The sequence below is a fragment of the Tepidiforma sp. genome, from assembly GCF_034432735.1.
GTDB lineage: Bacteria > Chloroflexota > Dehalococcoidia > Tepidiformales > Tepidiformaceae > Tepidiforma.
The window spans coordinates 1-2,804 of sequence record NZ_DAOUBJ010000060.1; the positions used below are offsets into that span (position 1 = coordinate 1).

A 2,804-nucleotide genomic window follows, 5' to 3' on the forward strand; every position below is an offset into this window, starting at 1 on the left:
ATCGTCGCCGACCTCGAACGCGCCGGATACATCCAGCGCGAACGCCACGGCCGCCGCAACCACTACGAAATCAACACCCAGGCCGCCGTCGCCACCCCCGTCGCTCGCGGCGTCCAGCTCGGCGCCCTCATCGCCGCCCTCGTCCCCATGCTCACCCAGTCCCTCTAGCACCGCCCCCGCGACAGCAATCCCCCAACGCTGCACAATCCCGCGCATGGACCTCTACCACGTCATGCGCACCACCTTCGCCGCCCGCGAATTCCTCCCCGACCCCATCGACGACGCCACCCTCTACCGCATCCTCGATAACGCCCGCTTCGCACCCAGCGGCGGCAACCGCCAGGGCTGGCACGTCATCGTCATCCGCGAGCCAGCCACCAAAGCCGCCATCGCCGAAGCCGCCATCCCCGCCGCCCGCCGCTACGCCGCCCAGGTCGCCGCCGGCGAAAACCCCTGGAACACCATCGTCCCCACCGCCATCACCCCCCAGCAGATCGCCACCACCCCCGTCCCTCCCCAGCTCACCGAACCCTACCGCCAGGCCCCCGTCCTCCTCGCCGTCTGCGTCGACCTCTCCGTCGTAGCCTCCATCGACCAGGAGCTTCAGCGCATCGGCATGGCCTCCGGCGCCTCCATCTATCCCTTCGCCTGGAACATCCTCCTCGCCGCCCGCAACGAAGGCCTCGGCGGCACCCTCACCACCATGCCAATCGCCCGCGAACCAGAGCTCCAAGCCCTGCTCGGCCTCCCGCCCCACATCGCCATCGCCACCATCGTCACCCTCGGGCGGCCCGTCCGGCAGCTCACCCGCCTTCGCCGCAAACCCGTCGAAGCCTTCACCACCCACGAACGCTTCGATGGCCCGCCCCTCCAGCCCCCATCCTGACCCGCTGGCAGCCACCACCCAGTTCCAGTAGAGTTCCGCCGTACCTCGCCTCCGCGAGCAACCCCCTCCCCGCATCCCATCCCCACGAAAGGCGATGCCATGACCTCCCCCGAACCCCAAATCGTCTCCGTGCGCAACGGCACCTTCCAAGTCCCCGTCTACCGCAAAGGCACCGGCCAGCCCCTCCTCTACCTCCACGCCGCCGGCGGCATCCGCAAAGGCATGACGCCCGAAATGCTCGCCCTCGCCGAACACTACGAGGTCATCGTCCCCACCCATCCCGGCTGGGACGATACCCCCGGCCTCGACCACATCGACGACATCCACGACATGGTCGTCTACTACCAAGACTTCTGCGACACCATCGGCCTCCAATCCTTCCACCTCGCCGGCCACTCCATCGGCGGCATGTTCGCCGCCGAACTCGCCGCTGCCCGCCCCGACATGGTCAAAAAGCTCGTGCTCACCTGCCCCGTCGGCCTCTGGATGGACGAAACCCCCGTCACCGACCTCTTCATCCTCATGCCCAACGAACTCCCCAAGGTCATCTTCGGCGACCTCACCAACCCCGTCATCCCCCAACTCTTCGCCCCGCCCGCCAACGAAGAAGAAATGGCCGAAGCCTACTACTTCCAACTCGCCAACTTCGCCGCCGCCGGCAAATTCCTCTGGCCCATCCCCGACAAAGGGCTCAAAAAGCGCATCCACCGCATCCAAGCCCCCACCCTCCTTATCTGGGGCGATCAGGACCGCCTCGTCCCACCCGCCTACGCAGCGCTCTTCCGCTCCAAAATACCCAACGCCCAGGTCGTCGTGATTCCCGGCGCCGGACACATGGTCCCGCTCGAAAACACCCCCGCCTTCGTCCGCGCCGTCACCGACTTCCTCGGCTAGCCACCCGCCCCCGGGCCCAGCTCCCGCACCGAATCGCCCACCCGGACCGTCCCCTCCCGAAGCACCCGCGCGTACACCCTGCTCTCCCCCGGATGCAGTGCGTGGTGAATGCGGTTGAAGTCACCGCCCCGGAACGACTCACGGATCGTTCGGCAAGGCGTCGTCGGCCGCGTAATCTCTATCTCCACCCACTCCCCGAGCCGCCAGCGACTGCCCGGTACCATTCGCCCCCAATCCAAACCGCCAACCGTCACATTCTCCCCCGTCGTCCCCGGCGCGATCGGATGGCCCTCCGCCTGCAGCGCCGCGATCACCTCCGCCGAGAACAGGCAGAGCGCCCTTTCCGGCCCACCGTGCACCTCCGGGTTCGCCTGCCGGTCGCCCTCCAGCCCCAAAAACGTCACGCGCGCCTCCGCGATAGGCCACTTCGGCACCCCGCCATCCGAAACGTTCAGCGAAACGATCGAACCCTCGGCAGCCATTCGCACCCCCTAACCTTCCGCCTGCCAGCCACGCGGCTCCGTCGATCGCCGACGCCAGCATCCACCCTTCGCCCCCACCAGCCTCCAGCCGCCCCGGCCAGCGCCCGGCGGCGGTACCAACCGGCCGTCCAAAAGCCACGCCCCCAACAGCAGCGAAACACCCACCCACATCGCGCACCATCCTACCCCGGCGAGCAAGCGAACGTCGCCTCCCCTACACTGCACCCCGTGGATCGCGTTCTCGTCATCCTCCCGGCCGATGCCCCCGCCGACCTCGCCTGGTCCGGCGCCGAAGTCCACCGCTACCGCTCGCCCCTCGATATCCCTGGCATCCTCCGCGGCTCCCCCCTCCCCGCGATTCTCGTCCGCGACCACATCGAAGCCGCGCACGCCGCCCCCGTCGTCGAGGCCCTCCGCGCCCACCCCGCCCCCGTCGTCGCCGTCAGCACCACCCCATGGGATGGCGAAACCCCCGACCCTATCGCCGCCGCCTGCCGCGGCATTCGTCTCTCCGCCGATATGGTGCCGAACCACGTCGGTAT

4 protein-coding genes are annotated in these 2,804 nt (G+C 68.6%); 3 read left to right on the forward strand and 1 reads right to left on the reverse strand.

Annotated elements, in window-relative coordinates:
- Nucleotides 1–214 precede the first annotated feature (214 nt).
- Nucleotides 215–886 (forward strand): nitroreductase family protein, encoded by a 672-nt coding sequence (locus VAE53_RS06265; RefSeq protein ID WP_322818515.1) that lies wholly within the window; start codon nt 215–217, stop codon nt 884–886.
- 99 nt (nt 887–985) lie between these two features.
- Nucleotides 986–1,780, forward strand: a complete 795-nt coding sequence (locus tag VAE53_RS06270) for an alpha/beta hydrolase (RefSeq protein WP_322818516.1) — start codon at nt 986–988, stop codon at nt 1,778–1,780.
- Here VAE53_RS06270 and VAE53_RS06275 read toward each other — a convergent pair.
- Nucleotides 1,777–2,262 (reverse strand): MOSC domain-containing protein, encoded by a 486-nt coding sequence (locus tag VAE53_RS06275; protein WP_322818517.1) that lies wholly within the window; start codon nt 2,260–2,262, stop codon nt 1,777–1,779. The genes VAE53_RS06270 and VAE53_RS06275 overlap by 4 nt on opposite strands.
- A gap of 228 nt (nt 2,263–2,490) precedes the next feature.
- On the opposite strand from VAE53_RS06275, the gene VAE53_RS06280 reads away from it, so the two are divergent.
- Nucleotides 2,491–2,804 (forward strand): hypothetical protein (locus VAE53_RS06280; RefSeq protein ID WP_322818518.1); only part of this gene is annotated, 314 nt, incomplete at its 3' end.